Here is a 20,531-nt window from a genome sequence, read left to right as displayed (position 1 = left end):
GCCTGCTGGCGCTCTCCCGCCAGGGCGACATGACCCCCTTCGAGCTGCACCCCGCCTTCCCCGGTTACCCGGCCGGCGAGACCGGCGCCTGGTCCGATCACGCCAGCTTCGCCTGCCTCGGCATCCCCGTCGCCTATCTGGAAGCCACCAACTTCACCATCAACGGTGCCGATGGCTATGACGGCTACTCCCAGAGCACCAACCCGGCCCTGTGGGACTGCTATGACGCCACCACCAAGAGCGCCTGCGATCGGGAGAGCGAGACCCAGTGGGGCAAGATATGGCACACCCAGTACGACCGCCTCGACAAGTTGCAGGAGATCTTCCCCGGTCGCGTTCAGCAGCAGCTCAGCGACGGCACCACCCTGCTGATCCGCTTCCTGCGTGAACCGGGTCTTGAGTAGGAAATCTCTCTCATTAATGGATAAAAAACGGGCAGGTTTCACTCCTGCCCTTTTTTCTCTCAGAGCAAGCAGCGGTTGCCTCATTTTTTAAATCTGTTACAAACGAAAGACGTGGTGGCCCAATGGAAGGGTCACCCAGCAGTGCAGAGAGAGCCAACATGCAGCCGTTTTTTTCCCAACGTTTCGAGAAGGTCGAACCTTCCTTCATCCGCGAGATCCTTAAAGTCACCACCCGCCCGGACATCATCTCCTTCGCCGGCGGGCTGCCCAACCCCAACCTGTTCCCGGTCAAGGCGATCGAGCAGGCCTGCCAGCAGGTGCTGAGCGAGCAGGGCGCCGCCGCCCTGCAATACGCCACCACAGAGGGCTACGCGCCGCTGCGCCAGTATATCGCCGAGCGTTACCAGACCCGCTGGGGCATGCAGGTCAATCCGGATCACATCCTCATCACCAGCGGCTCCCAGCAGGCGCTCGACCTGCTCGGCAAGGTGCTGATCGACGAGGGGCAGGATCTCATCATCGAGGAGCCGGGTTACCTGGGCGCCATCCAGGCCTTCTCCGTCTATCAGCCCGAGTTCCGGCCCATCACCCTGGGTGAGGAGGGGCTGGATCTGGCGGCGCTGGATGCCCTGCTGGAAAGCGGCACCACGGCCCGTCTGCTCTATGGCGTACCCAACTTCCAGAACCCGTCCGGGGTCAGCTACAGCCGCGCCAACCGGGCCGCGCTGGCCGAGCGCCTGATCCGCCACAATCTGCTGATGGTCGAAGATGACCCCTACGGCGAGCTGCGCTTCGAGGGGGAAGCCATCGATCCGGTGGCCAAGCTGGCACCGGAAAACACCGTGCTGCTCGGCTCCTTCTCCAAGACAGTGGTGCCGGGGTTTCGCCTCGGTTGGATGGTGGTGCCGGCCTGGTTGCACCAGAAGGTCACCATCGCCAAGCAGGCGACTGACCTGCACAGCAACGCCTTCAGCCAACAGGTGCTGCATCGCTTCCTGACCACCCACTCCCTCGATGCCCACCTCGAGAAGATCAAGGCGGTCTATGGTCGCCAGCGAGCCGCCATGGAGGCCGCCCTGGCCCGCCACTGCCCGCCTTCGGTACGCTGGACCCGCCCCGAGGGGGGCATGTTCTTGTGGCTGACCCTGCCCGAATCGGTCTGCGCCATGGAGCTGTTTCAGGTGGCCATCGCGGAGAAGGTCGCCTTCGTACCGGGCGCCCCTTTCTACGTGCGCCCCGATATCAAGAACACCCTGCGCCTGAGCTTCTCCTGTGTGGATGAGGCCACCATAGAGGAAGGGGTGCAGCGGCTGGCCCGCGCCCTGCGCAAGATGCTCTGAGCACGGTCATCCCCCCATGAAAAAGGCGGCCATCGGCCGCCTTTTGCTTTGCCCCTCAGGGCAGTTTTGCTTCCAGCCAGAAATCGGCCAGTGGAACCGGGTTCCCGTAGAGATAGCCCTGCAGGAAGTCGACCCCGCGCGCCATCAGGTAGTCGGCCTGCTCCTGCGTCTCCACCCCTTCGGCCACCAGCGAAAGATCCAGGCGGCTGGCAAGATCGACCACATTGTCGACGATGTGGCGGGACAAGGCGTCACTGCCGATCCGCGCCACGAAGCTCTGGTCAATCTTGAGGAAGTCGACCTTGAACTGTTGCAGATAAACGAGGCTCGAATGCCCGGTGCCGAAGTCATCGATAGCAATGGAAACCCCCATCCGCTCCAACTCATCGAACAGTTTCATGGTGGTCTCGTTGGGCACCACCAGCTCACGCTCGGTCAACTCCAGTACCAGATTGACCGGGTTGGCGGAGAAGGCCGCCAGGAAGTCACGGCAATCCTCAACCAGGGATAAATCGCAGCAGTGGCTGGCCGCAATATTGAAGCTGAAGTGGAAATGCGGGGGCAAGGCGGCGGCGCGTGGCCCCATGCCCTCACGAACCTGACGCATCAGTTCACGGGTCATGGGGACGATGAGGCCGCTGTCCTCGGCCAGCGGAATGAAGCGATCCGGCCGGATCAACCCGAGTTCCGGATGCATCCAGCGCATCAGTACCTCGCCCCCCGTCACTTGCGTCCCTTCCCGGTTCATCATGGGTTGCAGGTAAGCCACAAATTCGCCGGCATCCAGCGCCCGGCACAACTCGTGATGGAGGCCACTCTTGGTGCGCCGAAAGCAGACCACGCCGAAGAAAATACTCAGCGCCAGAGCCAATATCCCTTCGAGCAGGGCGTGCTCCAGCATGTAGGTTCTAAAAATGGTGGCATTGATGACGTCATTGACCCGATAGGCGTAGCGAGTCGACGCGATGCTCAGTCGCTGCCCTTCGACCCGGCTGCCCGCCTTGCGGACCCGCTCTTGTGCATCGAGCGTCAAGCCGCCCACCTGAAGCCGGATCTCCCCCAGCAGTCCCAGCACATAGCTGAGATCATGGCCATTGATGCCCACCAGCACGCTGTAATTGCCGACGTGCCGGCGGTAAATCAGCACGGACTGATCGGGCGTCAACAGGTTATTCGACTGAAGCAGGAGCTGCCCTTCTGCGTACGGCTGTATGTTGACCAGCTTCTCCCTGTGACCATACACAGAGCTGCACAGCAGGGCGCCATCAGCTTCAATCGTGACCGAACGAACGTCAGGGGTCGACGCCACTATCTTGCGCAGTAGCGACTCCTGGCTTCCACACGCGTTGCCGATGAGCGGCTCGACCTCGATCGCGACCTGCTGGGCATGGTCGAAGACCAGGTCGAGTTTTTGTACGGCTTGCTGCAATCGCTCCTGGGTCTGAGAGTGAAGTCCTTGCCATCCCAACCAGAGAATCAGACACAGGCAGAGCAGGAGAAGCAGGCCTCCTGCCGCTAGCGCAATGGCCAGACGCTGAGTGAGACTTCTGGACTTAAATTGAGAAGAATGCATGAGCACCTCATCAGAGCCGCTAGGACAAATCCACGATAGCGAGGGAAAAAAGGGGCCGCATAATAACAGAAAGGGGAGCCTGTGGCTCCCCTTCCCATGACATCACCTTTACGCTCGCAGCGTTTTATCGGCTCGTGAGATGCCGCATACGCCAGAGCGCACCACCTCCACCACCTCGCTGCTCTGCACCACGGTCTTGATGAAGGCATCCAGCTTGTCGCTGGTACCGGCCAGTTGCACCGTGTAGAGCTCCGGTGTCACATCCACTATCTGGCCACGGAAGATATCGGCCAGTCGCTTGAGCTCGTCGCGGGCACCGCCCACGGCACGCACCTTGACCAAGGCCAGCTCGCGCTCGACGTGTTCCCCTTCGGTGATGTCGCACACCTTGAGCACATCCACCAGCTTGTGCAGCTGCTTGTTGATCTGCTCGAGCACCCGCTCGTCACCCATGGTGACAATGGTCATGCGCGACAGGGTCGGGTCCTCGGTCGGCGCCACCGTCAGTGTCTCGATGTTGTAACCACGCTGAGAGAACAGACCCACCACCCGGCTCAGGGCACCGGACTCGTTTTCCAGCAGTACCGATATGATGTGTCTCATCAGGTTCTCTCCGTCTTGCTCAGCCACATTTCATCCATGGCACCAAACTTGATCTGCATCGGGTAGACGTGCTCGTCGGGGTCGACCGAGATGTCCATAAACACCAGCCGATCCTTCATGGCAAACGCCCGCTCCATGGCGCTCTCCAGCTCGGCCGGATCGCTCACCGCGATGCCGACGTGGCCATAAGCCTCGGCCAGCTTCACGAAGTCCGGCAGTGACTCCATGTAGGAGTGGCTGTGACGGCCGCCGTAGAACATCTTCTGCCACTGCTTGACCATGCCAAGCGCGCGGTTGTTGATGGAGATGATCTTGACGGGCACCCCGTATTGCAGGCAGGTGGAGAGCTCCTGGATGTTCATCTGCACCGAGCCGTCACCGGTCACGCAGCAGACCACGGCGTCCGGATTGGCAAACTGCACCCCCATGGCGGCCGGCAGGCCGAAGCCCATGGTGCCGAGGCCCCCTGAGTTGATCCACTGGCGCGGTTTGGCAAACGGGTAGTAGAGGGCAGCAAACATCTGGTGCTGACCCACGTCGGACGCCACGAAGGCCTCCCCCTTGGTCACCTTGTAGAGGGTCTCGATCACCTGCTGCGGCTTGATCATGTTGTCGCTGCGCTGATAACTCAGGCAGTTGCGCTCGCGCCACTGATTGATCTGGCTCCACCACTCACCCAGCGCCTGCTTGTCGTTGTCAAAGCCGTTCTCGGCAATCGCCTCCAGCATCTGCTCGAGCACCGTCTCCACCGAACCGACGATGGGGATGTGTGCCTGCACCGTCTTGGAGATAGAGGTGGGATCGATGTCGATGTGCACCACGGTGGCCTGCGGGCAGAACTTGGCGACGTTGTTGGTCACCCGATCGTCAAAGCGCGCCCCCACCGCCAGGATCAAGTCCGAGTGGTGCATGGTCTTGTTGGCTTCGAAGGTGCCGTGCATGCCGAGCATGCCGATAGACTGCGGGTGGGTTCCGGGGAACGCCCCCAGCCCCATCAGGGTGGTGGTCACCGGCAGGTTGAAGCGCTCGGCCAACTGGGTCACCAGGCCATTCGCATTGGCGGCAATGGCACCGCCCCCCACGTACATCACGGGGCGGGTCGCCTCGGCCAGCGCCTTGGCGGCCCGCTTGATCTGCCCCTTGTGCCCCGCCTTGGTGGGGTTGTAGGAGCGCAGGCTCACCGACTCGGGATAGTGATAGGGGAACTTCTCCTTGGGGTTTTGCACATCCTTGGGAAGATCCACTACCACTGGCCCCGGGCGGCCGCTGGCAGCGATGTAGTAGGCCTTCTTGATGGCCTCGGGGATCTCGCTGGCCGTCTTGCACAGGAAGCTGTGTTTTACCACCGGACGGGAGATGCCGATCATGTCGGTCTCTTGGAAGGCGTCCTCGCCGATCATGCTGGTCGGCACTTGGCCGGAGAGAATAACCAGCGGAATGGAATCCATGTAAGCGGTGGCGATGCCGGTAATGCAGTTGGTGGCGCCGGGGCCCGAGGTCACCAGTACGGTGCCCACCTGGCCGGTTGAGCGGGCGTAACCGTCGGCCATGTGCACGGCGGCCTGCTCGTGGCGCACCAGCACGTGTTCAATCTTGCTGTTTTCGAAGAGTGCGTCATAGATGTCGAGCACCGAACCACCGGGGTAGCCGAAAATATGCTCAACCCCCTGATCCTCCAGCGCGCGAACCACCATTTGGGCGCCTGATAACATCTCCATGATAAAGCCCTCCAGGCTTTGCTCCGTTTTAGCGTGGATACCCCCGCCCGCTGCTTCCCGGCACGCCCCCATCCCGCGAGTTGTTGATTATGTCGGGACTGGTACGAGTACGGCACGAGGGTACTATCGTCGATACTGCTCACACCCTATCAAAAGGGTTGAAAAAACAACTTAACCTGCGGGCAGAGGCTTGTCCATGGGTTTGTCGGTGGGATTAGTCAGATATGTTACCGTTTGTGCCGGTGACAGGAGGGAGGGTCGAGCAAACCGCCAAACTTTCCGATGTTGTGGCGCTTTAACAGCATAATTGACTGAATGTAGCTTGAATGAAAACCGCCCGGCGAGCCGGGCGGAGTGGAAATTTACTGCTCCTCGTCGGGTTCGGCCAGCCAGATTTGCTGATCCGGGTCCGTCTCCTCACTGACTGAGATGCTCACCCCCATGTCGAGCAGTTCCTTGAGGGTGAGGTTATCGGCAAGACTCATCGACTCGCCGTGTTCATTGGTAAAGCGCATGCAATCACTCCTTGGTGTCACTGAGTTGCCCCCGTTGGCCCCTCAAGCTTAGTCAACAACCGAGCGCAGCCACCAGCCGGCCGGCGCCCAGCTTGCGGCGCCCTCCAGTTCACATAACCGCTCGGCCACCTCCTCGGGAAAGCGGGTGCGCCGCCACAGGCGGGCCGACAACTCGCCAAGCGGCTCCTCCTCCCCGGCCAACATCCAATGCGCCAGCGCCTGCGCTACGTCAGGCCACGTCACCCTGCCCGGAGGCTCGCTATCGATCCAACCGCGCAGCACGGTGGGATCAAGCTCATCCATCAGCGTTGCCAGCCCCATCAGCGCCAGCGTCTTGCCATTGCTCAACTGCTCGAACTGGCCGCGCAGCGGCTTGACCAGCAGCATCTTACCGAGCGAAAGCGCCTCACTTGCCAGCTCGAAACCGGCGTTGCAGATCACTCCGCGGCAACTGCGCAACGCATCGAGAAACGGCTGCCGGGCTGGGGGGTAGAACACCACGTTCTGCCACTCCTGCACCTGTACCACGCCCGGGTGGAAGCAGGCGAAGTGGTGCGAAGAGAAGCGGCTCAGCAAGGCGTGGATCGCGGCAGGATGCTCGAACGGCAGATAGACCAGAAACCGCCCCCGCTCCCGCAGCGGTTCAAGGGGATCCACGATGGGCGGGAGCAGGGGCGCCCCGAAATGAAACCAGTGCAGCCCAATCTGGCGCTGCACCGGTGCAAAATGGCGCATCAACAGCCGCTCAGCCAGCCCCTCCCCCCAGCGCGGCACCGGCCAGGCAAAGCTTGCCTGGTGGCTGATGCCCAGTGTTGGAACGCCCTGCCGGCGCGCCGCATGGGCCGTGAGCGGTTCAAAATCGCTCACCACCAGATCGTATTCCCGGCAATCCAGCGCCGAGAGCTCATCCCAAAAGGCGCGCGGCCGGCACTGAAGCAGGGTTTGCAGGAGGGAGAGCCGGCCGTCCCGGCAGGAAAAAGTGAGCCCATGGCGGGTGCGATAGTGGCCGAAATCCTCCATGTCGAAATAGGCGCCATGGGGCCGGCCACTAAACAGGTAATCGACCTCGGCCCCCTGCCCGGCGAGGGCCCGCGCCAGAGTGCGCGAGCGAGCGATGTGGCCGTTGCCAGTCCCCTGAACCCCGAACAAGATGCGCATGCTTAGCCTCCTCGCCAGGCCAGGGGCCGCACCCTGCAACAGGTACAGCACATCTCCAACGGGTCATGGCATCGAGTCACAGGGCAAGCTGAGTGCCGGCGCCATCCCGGCCACCAGAGAGCAACATCAGATGGCAGACTCGGGCCGTCGACCGGTGAGGGGGAGACGAAGCCGACCCGCTCGTCCCAGAGCCGTAAGCAATGCATGCGTGAATCTCCTGACAATGACTGCAAGGAGCATGGGCGGGCGATGTGACAGGGGCTTGAACGGGGGATAACAGAAACATGAAGGGGCCGATGGCCCCTTCAAACAAGGATCAGTGGGTGAGGCGACTGCCGCGCAGCCCCGACGAGATGAGCCGGCAGTTATGCTCGGCCAGACGGGCCATGAAGCCCTCGTCCATGGTGACGCCGAACACCTGCTCGTAGAGTTCGCGCATCATCAGCGGCTGCCACATCAGGTTGAGGAAGGAGAGCCGCAGCAGGGCCGGATCGAGCGACTCGTCGAGTTCGCCACTCGCCCTCAGATTGTCGATAAGGGCATCAAACTGGGGCAGCTGGCGATTGATCAGCTGATTCAGCACGAAGTCGCGCCCCGGATTGTGCTCAACCGAGAGGGCGCTGGTCAGGGTGGAGTTGAGATCGCTGTCCGGCGCCATCACCTGATAGTGAGTCGATACCAGGCTCTCCAGGCTCAGCTGCCCCTCGTCGGATTTCCACACCTCGTCCAACGGTCGGGCCAGATCGCCGAGCACGGCTTGGTAGAGACCCTCCTTGCTACCGAAGTAGTAATGGATCATCGCCAGATTGGATCCGGCCATCTCGGCAATCTCGCGGGTCGTGACCTTGCCGTAGGGGTGCTGTCGAAAGCACTCGCGGGCAGCGGCCAGCAACTTGTCGCGGATGTCGGAACGGCCGACCGGTCGTCCAGGCCTACGCTTTTCCATTCTTGTACCTCACCTGTTCCTGAATTGTCTGTGCCGCCAGAACCCTTCCCGGCTCCCGACAAGGCGGCTGGATGGAGCGCATCATCCCGCTGCAACCCGATCCGGGACAAGGAAATTTGCACACATTTACATTTCGATTAAATATCTTGACCCTGTGTTAATCGCAAACAAAAGTTGACAATCTGCCCCAATCCCGAGTATTGCTAGTTGTGTTTCGACTGAAGGATTGAATTCGTCATGCGTATTGCCACCCCGCTACTACTAATCTCCCTAATCGCGTTCACTCGCGCGGGATCCATGTAGCCGGGCCGCAGGCATAACCGGAATTTACAGAAACCCGTGCGCCCCGCACGGGTTTTTTTATCGGTCGCCGTTGCAGGACGCACGCCCAAGCACTTAGGAAGAGGTAAGCGACATGTCTAATCGGGTCATCATATTCGACACCACTCTGCGAGATGGTGAGCAGGCCCTGGCGGCCAGTCTGACGGTCAAAGAAAAACTGCAGATTGCCCAAGCACTGGAGCGCCTCGGCGTCGACGTGATGGAGGTGGGTTTCCCGGTCTCCTCCCCAGGTGACTTCCAGTCGGTGCAGACCATCGCCCGCCACATCAAAAACAGCCGGGTCTGCGCCCTGGCCCGAGCCCTGCCCAAAGACATCGACGCGGCCGCCGAGGCCCTCAAGGTCGCCGAGGCGTTTCGCATCCACACCTTTATCTCCACCTCCGCCATCCACGTGGAGAGCAAGCTGAAAAAGAGCTTCGAAGACGTGCTGGAGATGGGGGTGAGCGCGGTCAAACACGCCCGTCGCTACACCGACGATGTCGAGTTCTCCTGCGAAGATGCCGGTCGCACCCCGATCGACAACCTCTGCCGCATGGTTGAGGCCGCCATCAACGCCGGCGCCCGCACCATCAACATTCCCGATACCGTCGGCTACACCATTCCCACCGAGTTCTCCGGCATCATCCACACCCTGTTCAACCGCGTGCCCAACATCGACAAGGCCATCATCTCGGTACACTGCCACGATGATCTGGGCCTGTCGGTGGCCAACTCCATCGGCGCCGTGCAGATGGGGGCCCGTCAGATCGAGTGCACCATCAACGGCATCGGCGAACGGGCGGGCAACTGCTCGCTGGAAGAAGTGGCGATGATCCTGAAAACCCGCGCCGATCTGCTGGGGGTCGAGACCAACATCCGCCACAGCGAGATCCACCGCACCAGCACCCTGGTCAGCCAGCTGTGCAACATGCCGGTGCAGCCGAACAAGGCGATCGTCGGGGCCAACGCCTTCTCCCACAGCTCCGGCATCCACCAAGACGGCGTGCTCAAGGCCAAGAACACCTATGAAATCATCACCCCCGAGAGCATCGGCCTGACCCAGAACAACCTGAACATGACTTCCCGCTCCGGCCGCCACGTCATCAAGCACCGCATGGAGCAGATGGGCTATGCCGAGAGCAGCTATGACCTGGACGACCTCTATACCCGCTTCCTGACCCTGGCCGACAAGAAGGGACAGGTGTTCGACTATGACCTCGAGGCGCTGGCCTTCTTCAGCCAGATCCATGAAGAGCCCGAGCACTTCAAGCTCGAGTACCTCGGGGTGCAGAGCGGCAGCTCGGTGCTGGCCACCGCCTCGGTCAAGCTCAAGGTGGGCGACGAGGTCGTGAGCGAAGCCGCCACCGGCAACGGGCCGGTCGATGCGGTCTATCAGTGCATCAACCGCATCAGCGGCATCGATCTGCGCATCGACAAGTACGCCCTCAAGAGCAAGGGGGAAGGCAAGGACGCCCTCGGCCAGGTCGACATCGTCGCCGAATACAAGGGCCGCAAATTCCACGGCATGGGGCTGGCTACCGACATCATCGAGTCGTCGGCCAAGGCGCTGCTCCACGTCATCAACAGCATCTGGCGCGCCGATCAGGTCGCCGAGCAGATGGAACGCAACAACAAAATCAAGACGGAGACTGTATAAACATGACGAGCTATCGGATCGCGGTATTACCGGGGGACGGCATCGGCCCCGAGGTGATGGACGAAGCCATCAAGGTGTTGGGCAAGGTTCAGACCAAGTTCGGCTTCCAGCTGGAGTATGAGTGGCACGACGTGGGCGGCATCGCTATCGATAACCACGGCACCCCGCTGCCGGCCTCCACCCTCAAGGGGTGCGAAGCGGCCGACGCCGTGCTGTTCGGCTCGGTCGGTGGCCCCAAGTGGGAGCACCTGCCCCCCAACAGCCAACCGGAGCGTGGCGCTCTGCTGCCCCTGCGCGCCCATTTCAAGCTCTTCTCCAACCTGCGCCCCGCTCGTCTCTACAACGGCCTCGAGCACTTCTCGCCGCTGCGGGCCGACATCTCGGCGCGCGGCTTTGACATCCTCTGTGTGCGCGAGCTGACCGGCGGCATCTACTTCGGCCAGCCCAAGGGACGCGAAGGGAGCGGCGCCACCGAGAAGGCGTTCGACACCGAGGTCTATCACCGCTTTGAGATCGAGCGCATCGCCCGCCTGGCCTTCAACGCCGCCCGCGGCCGCCGCGGCAAGGTGACCTCCATCGACAAGGCCAACGTGCTGGCCTCCTCGGTGCTGTGGCGCGAAGTAGTCAATCAGGTGGCCACGGAGTTCCCCGATGTGGCGGTGAGCCACATGTACATCGACAACGCCACCATGCAGCTCATCAAGGACCCGTCCCAGTTCGACGTGGTGCTCTGCTCCAACCTGTTTGGCGACATCCTCTCCGACGAGTGCGCCATGATCACCGGCTCCATGGGCCTGCTCCCCTCGGCCAGCATGAGCGAGTCGGGCTTTGGCCTCTATGAGCCGGCCGGTGGCTCGGCCCCGGACATCGCCGGCAAGGGCATCGCCAACCCGGTGGCCCAGATCCTCTCCGCCGCCCTGCTGCTGCGCCACAGCCTGGGGCAGACCGAGGCTGCCGACGCCATCGAACAGGCTGTCGCCGCCACCCTGGCCGAAGGCTGGTTCACCGGCGATCTGCACAGCGCCGCCGCCCGCCACCCGGTGCAGAGCACTGCCGAGATGGGCTCTCAGATCGCCGCGCGCATCTGAGCGGAACGCATAACAAGGACACAGAGCAATGGCTAAAACCCTTTATCAGAAAGTCTTCGACGCCCACGTGGTGCGCGAAGTGGACGGCGAGACCCCGCTCATCTACATCGATCGCCACCTGGTGCACGAGGTGACCAGCCCGCAAGCCTTCGACGGCCTGCGCGCCATGAACCGCCGCTTGCGCCGCCCGGATCTCACCTGGGCCACCATGGATCACAACGTCTCCACCACCACCAAGGACATCGCCGCCTCCGGCGAGATGGCCCGCATCCAGATGGAGACACTGGCGACCAACTGCAAGGAGTTCGGGGTTCGCCTCTACGATCTCAACCACCAATACCAGGGCATAGTCCACGTGATGGGGCCGGAGCTCGGCATCACCTTGCCCGGCACCACCATCGTCTGCGGTGACTCCCACACCGCCACCCACGGCGCCTTCGGCGCCCTGGCCTTTGGCATCGGCACCTCGGAAGTGGAGCACGTGATGGCGACCCAGACCCTCAAACAGGGTCGGGCCAAGACCATGCGCATCACAGTGCGCGGCCAGCTCGCCGAGGGGATCAGCGCCAAAGACGTGGTGCTGGCCATCATTGGCAAGGTGGGCCACGCCGGTGGCACCGGCTACGTGGTGGAGTTCGCCGGTGAGGCCATCGAAGGGCTCACCATGGAAGGGCGGATGACGGTGTGCAACATGGCCATCGAGCTCGGCGCCAAGGCCGGCATGATTGCCCCGGATCAGACCACCATCGACTACATCCGTGGCAAGGAGTTCGCCCCCAAGGGCGAGGCGCTGGAGCAGGCCATCGCCTACTGGCAAACCCTCAAGAGCGATGCCGATGCAAAATTCGACGCCGAGGTGGTGCTCAACGCCGCCGACATCGCCCCGCAGGTGACCTGGGGCACCAACCCGGGCCAGGTGATCGACGTCAATGCGCCGATCCCCTCCCCCGACAGCTTTGATGATCTCATCGAGCAGCAGTCCGCCCGCAAGGCCCTCGAATACATGGGGCTCAGTGCCGGCCAGAAGCTCACCGAGGTCGCCATCGACAAGGTGTTCATCGGCTCGTGCACCAACAGCCGCATCGAGGATCTGCGCGCCGCCGCCGCCATCGCCCGCGGTCGCAAGGTGGCCGCCGGGGTGCAGGCCCTGGTTGTGCCGGGCTCCGAGCAGGTCAAGGCTCAGGCCGAGGCCGAGGGGCTCGACAAGATCTTCATCGAAGCCGGTTTTGAATGGCGCCTGCCCGGCTGCTCCATGTGCCTGGCGATGAACAACGATCGGCTGCAACCGGGAGAGCGCTGCGCCTCCACCAGCAACCGCAACTTTGAAGGGCGCCAAGGGCGCGCCGGCCGCACCCATCTGGTGAGCCCGGCCATGGCCGCCGCCGCCGCCGTGACCGGCCACTTCACCGACATCCGCACACTGTAAGGAGAGAGCGATGACTGGATTTAAGCAACACACGGGTCTCGCCGCGCCGCTCGATCACGCCAACGTGGACACCGACGCCATCATCCCCAAGCAGTTCCTGCAAAAGGTCAACCGCATCGGCTTTGGCAAGCACCTGTTCCACGACTGGCGCTTCCTCGATGACGCGGGGCAGCAGGCCAACCCCGAGTTCGTGCTGAACCAGCCCCGTTACGCCGGCGCCAGCATCCTGCTGGCCCGCGAGAACTTTGGCTGTGGCTCGAGCCGCGAGCACGCCCCCTGGGCGCTGGCCGACTACGGCTTCAAGGCGATGATCGCCCCGAGCTTTGCCGACATCTTCTATGGCAACGCCATCAACAACGGCATGGTGCCGGTGCGGCTGCAAGAGGCGGAAGTCGAGGCCCTGTTTGCCCTGGTCGCGGCCCACCCCGGCCAGACCATCACGGTGGATCTGGAGGCATGTCAGGTGCGCGCTGGGGATCTCTGCTTTGGTTTCGAGATCGACGAGTTCCGCCGCCACTGCCTGCTCAACGGCCTCGACAGCATAGGCCTGACCCTGCAACACGATGAGGCCATCAAGGCCTACGAGGCCAAGCAGCCGGCCTGGCTCTGAGCCACATCACCACACTAGAATGGGAGCGCTCGCTCCCATTTTTTATGGACTGCCCATGCGCCTGCTCCCCCTGCTCCTGCTGCTCCCCCTCTCCCTCTGCGCCAAGCAGCTCTCCTTCGTGCGCAGTGGCGACGAGGTGAGTGTGCGCTGGGAGCAGGGCCAAGAGGCGCAGGCGCTCACCTACCGACTCGAGCGCGGCACCCTGCCCCCCTTGCTCATCTTCTCGCCCGAGCGGCTGCGCCGCGACACGCTGCAAACCTTGTTGCAGCAGGGCAAGGAGCAGTTCCCAGGGGTGCGATTTCGGTTAGGCCCCGGCGGTGAGCTGACCCTGCAAGCCCGCTCCCAGCAGGCCGTCGATGCGGCGATGGCGTGGCTCGCCACGACCAGACCCAAGGTAGAAGACGAGTGGCTGCTGGCCCGCTACTTCCAGCGCTTCACCGACCCCGCTGGGGGCGAGGCGGTCAAGCAGGATCATGTGCGCATCGCACTGGAGAGCCGCGCCGAACTGGCTCCGCTGGCAGAGCAGTTCAAGGAAGAAGGGGGCAGTGAGGAGGAGGCCAGACGCAAGAGTACGGCAGCGGTGCTCGCCTTCGTGCAGGCGATCCCCTACGCCCTGCTCGATAACAGCGGGATCCGTGGCGGGCGCGGCTTTCTGGCCCCGCGCCAGGTGCTGCTGCAAAACCGCGGCGACTGTGACAGCAAGGTCACCCTGATGGCGGCCCTGCTCGGCCAGATCCATCCGAATCTGAAACAGCTGATGATCTTCACCCCGGATCACGCCCTGCTCGGGGTTGAGCTGACCGCCAGCGGCGAAGAGCAGACGCTGGAGTGGGCAGGAACTCGCTATCTGTTGATGGAGCCGACCGGGCCGGCCGAGCTGCCGCTGGGGACGCTGGCGCGCTCCAGCCTGGTGATGGTAGAGAGCGGCCAGTTTAGGGCCCAGCCGGTTCAGGCGACGGAGACGAACTCCACCGCCACCCGGTAGCCACCGGCCTCCTCGCCGATACGGATGATGCGGGCCTGCGCCTCGAAGGGGGGCAGCAGGTTGCTGCCGGTCGCCAGGCTGATGCTCAGCGGCTGTGACTCATCGAGCCCCGACTCTTCGATGAAGATCCCCATGCCGTTGGCGCTCAAGTCACGGCAGATGCCAACCTGACGCAGCGCCCCCTGATGCAGGGTCACGGGGGCATTGATGATCATGCGCTGAAACGCTCTTCGTTCCTTGGTCGTGGTAATCACACCCGATCTCCTCCCTGGTCTGAATCTGCTGGCCCACCCCAGCCAAGATGACTACAATGTGCCCGCTCAAACGGGGTGCAGTCACCTGCTGAGAATATACCCGTAGACCTGATCCAGATAATGCTGGCGGAGGAATTTGAGGCCCGGCGCGCATTTCGCGGCCCTACCGCCGGCTCCCGACGAGGAGTCCCATGATGAAGCGCACCGCACTGGCCAGCCTGACCCTGCTTTCCTGCCTGTCGGCGCCGCTGGCGGCCGAAACCCTGACCGTCTACACCTACGACTCCTTCACCGCCGAGTGGGGCCCTGGCCCCAAGATCAAGCAGGCCTTCGAGCAGGAGTGTGGCTGCACCCTCAACTTCGTCGCGCTGGAAGATGGGGTAGCCATCCTCAACCGGCTGCGCCTTGAAGGGCGCCACGGCAAGGCGGATCTGGTGCTTGGCCTCGATGACGGCCTGCTCGGCGAGGCCAAGCAGACCGGCCTGTTCGCCCCCCATGGCGTCGATCTGGCCCCGCTGGCGCTGCCGGGCGGCTGGCGCGATGAGACCTTCCTCCCCTACGACTACGGCTGGTTCGCCTTCGTCTATGACCAGACCCGGCTCAAGAACCCGCCGCGCAGCATGCAGGCCCTGCTGGCGCGCGACGATCTGAAGATCATCTATCAGGATCCGCGCACCTCCACCCCGGGCCAGGGGCTGCTGTTGTGGCTCAAGGCGCTCTATGGCGATCAATCGGGCACGCAGTGGGAGACGCTGGCCAAGAAGACGGTGACCGTCACCAAGGGGTGGTCGGAGGCCTACGGCATGTTCCTCAAGGGGGAAGCCGACATGGTGCTCTCTTACACCAGCTCACCGGCCTATCACCGTATCGCCGAGGGCAAGCAGCAGTACCATGCCGCCCTGTTTGACGAGGGGCACTACCGGCAAGTGGAGGTGGTGGCGCGGCTCGCCGCCAGCCAGCACCCCGAGCTGGCCCGGCGCTTCCTCGACTTCGTGCTGACCCGTCCCTTCCAGGACGCCGTCACCACCGGCAACTGGATGTATCCGGTGACCGAGACTCCGCTACCCGAACAATTTGCCTCCCTGCCGCTGCCGGCCAAGACCCTGACACTCGCCCCTGCCGAGGTGAGTCAGCAGCGCAAGGGCTGGATCCGTGAGTGGCTGCAGGCCGTGACCCGCTGATGCGTCGTTTCTGGTGGCTGCCGGGGAGCCTCTCCGGCAGCCTGATCCTGCTGCTCGGTCTGGCGCCGCTTTGCGCCCTGCTGTGGCAGGCCGGCGCACTCGACCCCATCGGCCTCTTACAAGACCCCTACCTGCGCCACGTCTTGCTGTTCAGCCTGAGCCAGGCCGCCCTCTCCACCCTGCTCAGCCTTGGCCTCGCCATCCCGCTGGCGCGCGCCCTCTCACGGCGCCACTTTCCCGGCCGCCGCCTGCTGCTGAAACTGTTTGGCCTCTCTTTGGTGCTGCCGGTCATCATCGCCATCTTCGGCATCGTCACCGTCCATGGCCAACATGGCTGGATGGCGCAACTGCTGCGCCCGCTCGGTATCGAGCCTGGCCAGTATCTCTACGGCCTGACCGGTATTCTCATCGCCCACGTTTTCTTCAACATGCCGCTGGCGGCGCGCCTGCTGCTGCAAGCCATCGAGGCTATCCCAGAATCGAGCTGGCGGCTGGCAAGCCAGCTCGGGTTGCGCTCCCACCATCTGTTCAAGGTGCTGGAGTGGCCGGTGATCCGGGCCCAGCTGCCGGGGCTCGCCAGCCTCATCTTCATGCTCTGCTTCACCAGCTTCGCCACCGTGCTGGCGCTCGGTGGAGGCCCCAAATCAACCACGCTAGAGGTGGCCATCTACCAAGCGCTGCGCCTTGACTTCGATCTCGCCACCGCCGGCACCCTGGCGCTGCTGCAACTGCTGCTGAGCGCCTTGATCCTGTGGGGTCAGCACAAGCTACAGCGTGCGCCGGCCAGCCGCATCGGTCTGGCCCGCCGGGCTGAACGCCCCGACCGTGACCAGTGGCAGACCCGGCTGACCGATGCGCTGGTACTGACTCTGGCTCTGGCCCTGTTTCTGCCCCCTCTGCTGGCCATCGTCAGCGCCGGGCTGCGGCCCGAGCTGCTCGATACCCTGCACAGTGCCCCCTTGTGGCAGGCGGCCGGAACATCGCTCTGGATCGCCGTCGTGGCAGGCCTGTTGGCCCTGCTGCTTGGCAGCGGCCTGCTCATCACCAGCCGCCACGCCAAACTACGCCGCCATGCCCGTCGTCAGGCGGCGCTGTGGGAAGCGAGCGGTTCACTGATCCTGATGCTGCCGGCCGTGGTATTGAGCACTGGGCTGTTCATTCTCTGCATGCCCTGGGTCGACGTCTTCGCCATCGCCCCCTGGCTGGTGATCCTGGTCAATGCCTTGATGGCACTTCCCTATGTGCTGCGCACCCTGTCGGGGCCGATGCAGCTGGTGGCCCGTCAGTATGACCGGCTCGGCGATAGTCTGGGTCTCACCGGCTGGCACCGGCTGCGTCTGCTCGAGTGGCCCCTGCTGCGCCGCCCGCTGGCGCTGGCGCTGGCCCTGTCGATGATTCTCTCGCTCGGGGATCTCGGTGCCATCGCCCTGTTTGGCAGCAGCACCATGGCCACCCTGCCTTGGTTGCTCTATCAGCAACTCGGCAGCTATCAACTGGGGCCCGCCGCCGCCACCGCCCTGTTACTACTGCTGCTCTGCCTGGCCCTGTTTACCCTGGTCGAGCGCAGCATTGGAGGTAAAGATGCTCATTCTGGATAAGCTCACCGCCCGCTACCCGGAGTGGAGCGTCACCTTCACTACGCGAGTTGCCCAAGGTGAGATCGTCGCCCTGATCGGTCGCAGCGGGGCCGGCAAATCGACCCTGCTCGGCATGCTGGCCGGCTTCGTGCCCGTCACCTCGGGGGCGCTCAGCTTTGCGGGCCAGGATCTACTACCCTTGCGCCCTGCCCTGCGCCCCATCACCACCCTGTTTCAGGATCACAACCTGTTCCTGCACCTTTCGGTCTATGACAACATCGCCATCGGCCTGCACCCCGGCCTGCGTCTTACCCCAAGCCAGCAGCAGCAAGTGCAGCAAGCCGCCACGCGCGTGGGGCTGGGCGATATACAGGATCGCCTGCCCGAGCAGCTCTCCGGTGGCCAGCAGCAAAGGGTAGCGCTGGCCAGGGCCTTGGTGCGCGATCGCCCGCTGTTGCTGCTCGATGAGCCCTTCTCGGCCCTCGACCCGGCCCTGCGCAGGGAGATGCTGGCCGAGGTGGCCCTGCTGGCCCGCAGCCGGGGCACCACAGTACTGATGGTCTCCCACAACCCGGAGGATGCCGAGTTGATTGCCGACCGGTTGCTGTTCATTCACGAAGGGGGGATCGCCTTCGACGGCGCGCCGAGTGAGCTGGCCAAGCCGACACTCCCTGCGCTGGCCGCCTATCTGGGCATGGCACAAGGCGCCGCCGCACCATGAAAAAGGGGAGCCGAGGCTCCCCTTGTGACATCTGCCCGCCTAAAGATTCTCTTCGGCAAACGAGGCCAATTTGCTGCGCACCACACCGTTGAGGTAGATGTTGGCACTGCCGTCAAAATCTTTGAAACGCTCGACGATGTAAGTCAGCCCAGATGTGACCGGGCTCAGGTAGTTAGAGTCAATTTGCGCCAGGTTGCCAGAGCAGACGATCTTGGTGCCCTCACCGCAGCGGGTGATGATGGTCTTGATCTGGGAGGCAGTCAGGTTCTGGCACTCGTCCAGTAGAACAAAGGCATTTTGAATGCTGCGCCCGCGCATGAAGTTGATCGATTTGAACTGGATGTTGGCCTTTTCCATGATGTAGCTGAGCGAGCCGCTCATGTTCTCGTCCTGCTTGTGCAGCACCTCCAGAGTGTCGGTGACGGCGGCCAGCCAGGGCATCATCTTCTCCTCTTCCGTGCCGGGCAGAAAACCGATGCTCTCGGCAATTTCCGGTGTATTACGGGTGACGATCACCTTGTCGTAGATCCCCTTCTCCACCACCAGTTCCAGTGCCGCCGCCATGGCGAGCAGGGTCTTGCCACAACCGGCGGGGCCGGTGAGGATCACCAGATCGAGATGTGGATCGAGCAGGGCATCGAGCGCCATCCCCTGATAGACATTCTTTGGATGCACGCCCCACGCCTTGCGCCCCATCAGCCGTTCACGACCTATGTCTTTGAGGTGGATCTTTCCCGCCTCATGACTGAGAACCCGGGCTGCGAAGAACTGCTCCTCATCGAGAAGGTACTGATTGATATGAACCGGCTCAATCAGCTTGTCATCGATGATATGAACCGTGTCACGGCCGTGGGTTTCGCTCTCGCACTCCCCCACCCGCTCCCAGAAGCTGCCCTGCACCACCTGAAATCCCTTGGCCAGCAAGCGGATATCATCGATGAGCTGGTCGCTGCGATAATCCTCAACGTGTGCCAGCCCGGCACCCTTGGCCTTGAGGCGCATGTTGATGTCTTTGGTCACCAGCACCACCTGACGACGCGACTCGTGCTTTTGCAGGTAGAGGGCCGCATTGATGATGCGGTTGTCCGCCTCTTTGTCGGTAAAGAGCTCGGCATCCTGAGGCAGATGGTGATCACTGAAGATACTGATGGTGCCGGTAGCCTCACCGGCCAGGGGAACCCCTTGGGAGATCTGCTCGGGAGTTGCATCACGGAACACGTCTTCCAGCGCCCGGATGGCGACGCGAGCATCACGGCTCACGTCCTTGTTGCGATCCTTGATGTTGTCGAGCTCTTCGAGCACCGTCATGGGAATGAGCACGTCGTGCTCTTTGAAGGAGTAAATGGCAAGGGGTTCGTGCAAGAGTACGTTGGTATCCAGGATAAACAGCTTCCGGTCGGCGTTATCCATAAGCATCCTCCTTGGCTCGCATGGCCATGTCGAGTGATTCAGATACTATTCAAACCATACCTACATGGCACTTTTATTTCCATCCAAGCTACGCCCTAAATCCGAGCCCTGCAACACGTCCTGGTAAGAGCCCATCGCACCATCTCCATTTACTTGGCTCGATGCAGATCCCCAAATGACAACCAGAAAAAGCAAGACCCCCGGTTTTTAGGCGGGGGTCTTATGCATGCACACCAGAAAAGGCGATCAGGGTTTCTTGACGTAGACAGTCGGTTGCTCACCGTTGAGATCAAGATAGAACTCGTATACCCCATCAGCATCCGGGGAGAACTTCAGGTCTTCAAACTTGGAGCAAGGGTTAACCGGTACCGGCTCACCATCCAGGCTGGCTACACCATCACTCGGGCTCTTATAGCCAAAGTTGGTGCCACAGCTCCAGTTCGCATCACCAAACTTAAACTTGTAGGGAGCCCATTCTTTCTTCAGAGTTCCCTTGGCCATGTACAGCTTATCGCCAACCTTAGTCACCTTGGTCTCATCGTTGGCTTGCCAATCGTTCATCTCACCACGCAGGAAGACGCTCTTACCGTCAAAATCGCCAGATGCATCGGCACCACCGCCGGCACTGCATCCGCCCAATACCAGGGTTCCCGCCGCCAGTATCATCGCTACAGTTTTCTTAAACATGTGTCCTTTCCTCGGATCCTAGTTGTTGTATCCGCCGCTTCTTGCGACATTAACATTTAACCAAAGAGTGAAAGGAAAGAGGGTTAACGATGTCACATTCCCTCGATTTTCCAAGGTTTAAACATACCGTTAATACGCTAAGGGTGACAAAAGAAGCCCTTTATAGAGGCTCTTGGCATGATAGCGCTGCCGCGCAAGGTGGGGTTCGAGGTCTCGGTATCGCTGGAGGACAATCTGGTGAGCATGGTATTGCCGCTCACGTCAGGGGTGGGGTCTTAACAAAGGCGTGTCACGTGGCAGTCGTTTGCGCCTCAATAGCAAAAAGGCCATCTCTGACGAGATGGCCTTTGCTTTCTT

The 20,531-nt window shown here is 62.3% G+C and carries 18 protein-coding genes, 1 pseudogene and 1 riboswitch; of the genes and pseudogenes, 10 read left to right on the top strand and 9 right to left on the bottom strand.

Annotated features, from left to right (window positions below; genetic code table 11):
• Both BN1134_RS17555 and BN1134_RS17550 read left to right on the top strand, forming a co-directional pair.
• Positions 1-404 (top strand): annotated as a pseudogene (locus BN1134_RS17555) (M28 family metallopeptidase); the annotation flags it as partial.
• A gap of 158 nt (positions 405-562) precedes the next feature.
• Positions 563-1,744: an aminotransferase-like domain-containing protein gene (locus BN1134_RS17550; protein WP_042048780.1), complete on the top strand. Its 1,182-nt coding sequence runs from the start codon at positions 563-565 to the stop codon at positions 1,742-1,744.
• A gap of 55 nt (positions 1,745-1,799) precedes the next feature.
• Here the strand turns inward: BN1134_RS17550 and BN1134_RS17545 are convergent, their stop codons facing one another.
• The 6 genes from BN1134_RS17545 to BN1134_RS17525 form a co-directional block, all read right to left on the bottom strand.
• On the bottom strand, positions 1,800-3,317 hold the full coding sequence (locus BN1134_RS17545; RefSeq protein ID WP_042048779.1) for an EAL domain-containing protein: 1,518 nt from the start codon (positions 3,315-3,317) through the stop codon (positions 1,800-1,802).
• A gap of 108 nt (positions 3,318-3,425) precedes the next feature.
• On the bottom strand, positions 3,426-3,920 hold the full coding sequence (ilvN, locus tag BN1134_RS17540) for an acetolactate synthase small subunit (RefSeq protein WP_042048778.1): 495 nt from the start codon (positions 3,918-3,920) through the stop codon (positions 3,426-3,428).
• The gene (locus tag BN1134_RS17535; RefSeq protein WP_042048775.1) at positions 3,920-5,638 is read right to left on the bottom strand and encodes an acetolactate synthase 3 large subunit; all 1,719 of its coding nucleotides are present in this window, start codon (positions 5,636-5,638) and stop codon (positions 3,920-3,922) included. The genes ilvN and BN1134_RS17535 overlap by 1 nt, the downstream gene beginning before the upstream one ends.
• Before the next feature lie 362 nt (positions 5,639-6,000).
• On the bottom strand, positions 6,001-6,153 hold the full coding sequence (locus BN1134_RS19830) for a hypothetical protein (RefSeq protein WP_156991857.1): 153 nt from the start codon (positions 6,151-6,153) through the stop codon (positions 6,001-6,003).
• A gap of 48 nt (positions 6,154-6,201) precedes the next feature.
• Entirely contained in the window at positions 6,202-7,311 is a 1,110-nt protein-coding gene (locus tag BN1134_RS17530; RefSeq protein WP_042048774.1) for an MJ1255/VC2487 family glycosyltransferase, read from the bottom strand.
• Between the two features lie 316 nt (positions 7,312-7,627).
• On the bottom strand, positions 7,628-8,257 hold the full coding sequence (locus BN1134_RS17525) for a TetR/AcrR family transcriptional regulator (RefSeq protein ID WP_042048773.1): 630 nt from the start codon (positions 8,255-8,257) through the stop codon (positions 7,628-7,630).
• A 415-nt stretch (positions 8,258-8,672) separates the two neighbouring features.
• Here BN1134_RS17525 and leuA point away from each other — a divergent pair, with 415 nt between their 5' ends.
• From leuA to BN1134_RS17500, 5 genes are read left to right on the top strand one after another with little or no spacing between them, the layout of a single operon-like run.
• Entirely contained in the window at positions 8,673-10,235 is a 1,563-nt protein-coding gene (leuA, locus tag BN1134_RS17520; protein WP_042048772.1) for a 2-isopropylmalate synthase, read from the top strand.
• A 2-nt stretch (positions 10,236-10,237) separates the two neighbouring features.
• Positions 10,238-11,323, top strand: a complete 1,086-nt coding sequence (leuB, locus tag BN1134_RS17515; protein ID WP_042048771.1) for a 3-isopropylmalate dehydrogenase — start codon at positions 10,238-10,240, stop codon at positions 11,321-11,323.
• Positions 11,324-11,351: 28 nt separating this feature from the next.
• Positions 11,352-12,749, top strand: coding sequence for a 3-isopropylmalate dehydratase large subunit (leuC, locus tag BN1134_RS17510; RefSeq protein WP_042048770.1), 1,398 nt, complete (start codon positions 11,352-11,354; stop codon positions 12,747-12,749).
• Between the two features lie 10 nt (positions 12,750-12,759).
• Positions 12,760-13,359, top strand: coding sequence for a 3-isopropylmalate dehydratase small subunit (gene leuD / locus BN1134_RS17505; protein WP_042048769.1), 600 nt, complete (start codon positions 12,760-12,762; stop codon positions 13,357-13,359).
• Between the two features lie 55 nt (positions 13,360-13,414).
• Positions 13,415-14,344 carry a hypothetical protein gene (locus BN1134_RS17500; RefSeq protein WP_042048768.1) on the top strand — a complete coding sequence of 310 codons (930 nt, stop codon included), beginning with the start codon at positions 13,415-13,417 and terminating at the stop codon, positions 14,342-14,344.
• On the opposite strand, the gene BN1134_RS17495 is transcribed toward BN1134_RS17500, so the two are convergent.
• Positions 14,308-14,598: a PilZ domain-containing protein gene (locus BN1134_RS17495; protein ID WP_042048767.1), complete on the bottom strand. Its 291-nt coding sequence runs from the start codon at positions 14,596-14,598 to the stop codon at positions 14,308-14,310. The genes BN1134_RS17500 and BN1134_RS17495 overlap by 37 nt on opposite strands.
• A gap of 61 nt (positions 14,599-14,659) precedes the next feature.
• Positions 14,660-14,750, top strand: a riboswitch (TPP riboswitch).
• A gap of 42 nt (positions 14,751-14,792) precedes the next feature.
• Between BN1134_RS17495 and thiB the strand changes: the two genes are divergently transcribed.
• From thiB to thiQ, 3 genes are read left to right on the top strand one after another with little or no spacing between them, the layout of a single operon-like run.
• Positions 14,793-15,779 carry a thiamine ABC transporter substrate binding subunit gene (gene thiB, locus BN1134_RS17490; RefSeq protein WP_042048766.1) on the top strand — a complete coding sequence of 329 codons (987 nt, stop codon included), beginning with the start codon at positions 14,793-14,795 and terminating at the stop codon, positions 15,777-15,779.
• Positions 15,779-17,377, top strand: a complete 1,599-nt coding sequence (gene thiP / locus BN1134_RS17485; RefSeq protein WP_042048783.1) for a thiamine/thiamine pyrophosphate ABC transporter permease — start codon at positions 15,779-15,781, stop codon at positions 17,375-17,377. The genes thiB and thiP overlap by 1 nt, the downstream gene beginning before the upstream one ends.
• Complete coding sequence (thiQ, locus tag BN1134_RS17480; RefSeq protein WP_042048765.1) at positions 17,361-18,077, top strand: thiamine ABC transporter ATP-binding protein; 717 nt, start codon at positions 17,361-17,363, stop codon at positions 18,075-18,077. Before thiP ends, thiQ begins: the two co-directional genes overlap by 17 nt.
• A gap of 39 nt (positions 18,078-18,116) precedes the next feature.
• Here thiQ and BN1134_RS17475 read toward each other — a convergent pair whose 3' ends face one another.
• Both BN1134_RS17475 and BN1134_RS17470 read right to left on the bottom strand, forming a co-directional pair.
• Positions 18,117-19,487, bottom strand: a complete 1,371-nt coding sequence (locus BN1134_RS17475; protein ID WP_042048763.1) for a PhoH family protein — start codon at positions 19,485-19,487, stop codon at positions 18,117-18,119.
• Positions 19,488-19,733: 246 nt separating this feature from the next.
• Positions 19,734-20,174, bottom strand: coding sequence for an early set domain-containing protein (locus tag BN1134_RS17470; protein ID WP_042048762.1), 441 nt, complete (start codon positions 20,172-20,174; stop codon positions 19,734-19,736).
• Positions 20,175-20,531 lie beyond the last annotated feature (357 nt).

Source organism: Aeromonas simiae, from assembly GCF_000820125.1.
GTDB classification, from domain to species: domain Bacteria; phylum Pseudomonadota; class Gammaproteobacteria; order Enterobacterales; family Aeromonadaceae; genus Aeromonas; species Aeromonas simiae.
The sequence above is the reverse complement of the archived record's forward strand: the minus strand, read 5'-3'. Positions and strand labels throughout refer to the sequence as shown.